This is a genomic window from Candidatus Magnetobacterium casense (genome assembly GCF_019173545.1).
Taxonomy (GTDB): domain Bacteria; phylum Nitrospirota; class Thermodesulfovibrionia; order Thermodesulfovibrionales; family Magnetobacteriaceae; genus Magnetobacterium; species Magnetobacterium cryptolimnobacter.
On the sequence record NZ_JABXWD010000672.1, the window covers coordinates 1 to 1,352 of the forward strand.

Genomic DNA, 1,352 nt, shown 5'->3' on the forward strand with positions numbered 1-1,352 from the left:
CGAGTTCCTCGATGCGGTGCGCGGCGCAGGGGAATGGTGCCGAGTGTTCCAGTCCCCTCATGATCTGATAATCGGCGTTGCGGAATCCGTAGATGGCCTGCTTGGTATCGCCAACGACAAAGAGGCTCCCACCCTGAGAGAGGGAGTTCTCCACCAGCGGCGTGAGGTTCTTCCACTGGATCGGCGACGTGTCCTGGAACTCGTCGATGAGGTAGTGGCAGAGGCTCTGTCCGAGTCTGAAGTAGACGTCGGGGACGATACCCTGGTTGAGGTACAGCGACAGGTTGTGTGAGATGTCGTCGATAAAAATCATACCCTGTTGCCTCTTGACCTGGTCAAGGCCGGCCTCAAATGCCTTGTAGACCCGTATAAACGGCGTGTAGTACACCTGAGAGTACAACTTTATGTACTGCCTGATTGTCTGTGCAAGTTCACTCCATTGCGTGCAGATGTCGTCGTAGAGTGTGATCGTTGCAGTGTTCTTTTTTGCAGATTTTTTCACGGGCGGATTCTTGATACCGCGGTTGATGAGGTCTGCAAACCTGTCGGTTCGGATGTTTTCGAGGATGTTGGCAAATGCGCTCGTGCCGCTTCTTTCAAGCTGTGAGCGTTCGATCAGTTCGTGGAGGGACTCGGCCTGTCGTCGCAGGGAGTTTTTGACGGTCTCCATGGCCCTGTAGTGGTCGTTGATGACAAGGCGGGCGCCCGTGGAGGCCAGTTTACGATATATTGCCTGGATCTCTCTGAGTATGGTTGAGGTAGGCTCCCACAGGAAAGTCCTGTCGTCCTGTCGACTGTCGTGGATGAGGTCAACGACACCGTGCATGAGGGCGGCCTCCTTGGAGTTGTGGCGGATGCGTCGCAGAAAGACCTCAAAGGCATACTCCATCAGTGCCTCGTAGTCCAGGAGGATGTCAAAGTCGGGGTTATAGCCCATATCCAGTGCGGAGGCCTTGAATATCGATGTCATAAAGCTGTCTATCGTCCGCACCTGGAAGAACGAAAAGCCCTCAAATATCTCATCGAGGACGACACTGGCCTGTCGCTGTAGTGAGTCATTGTCGGTGCCGAGTTCAGCGGAGAGTTCGTTGAGCGTATCGGGTTTGCCGATTGAGAGTTCCTTGAGCCAGAGCACAATGCGTTGTCGCATCTCCCTGGAGGCGTTATTGGAAAACGTAATGGCGATGATGTTTTTCAGCGAGTTATTGCGTATATCCGCCGATAACAGGAACCTCACAAAGCGCTTTGTAAGCGCACGGGTCTTCCCCGATCCGGCGGAGGCCTTCAGCACTATCGAGTGCGGGAATTCTTCCACGGGGCTAACCTCTCCCCTTGACCCCATAAAGCGCAGA

General features: G+C 54.3%; 1 protein-coding gene. It reads right to left on the reverse strand.

What is annotated here, in order from left to right:
- The coding region (locus tag HWQ67_RS18630) for a UvrD-helicase domain-containing protein (RefSeq protein WP_218254195.1) at positions 1-1,315 on the reverse strand (1,315 nt) is incomplete at its 3' end.
- Positions 1,316-1,352 lie beyond the last annotated feature (37 nt).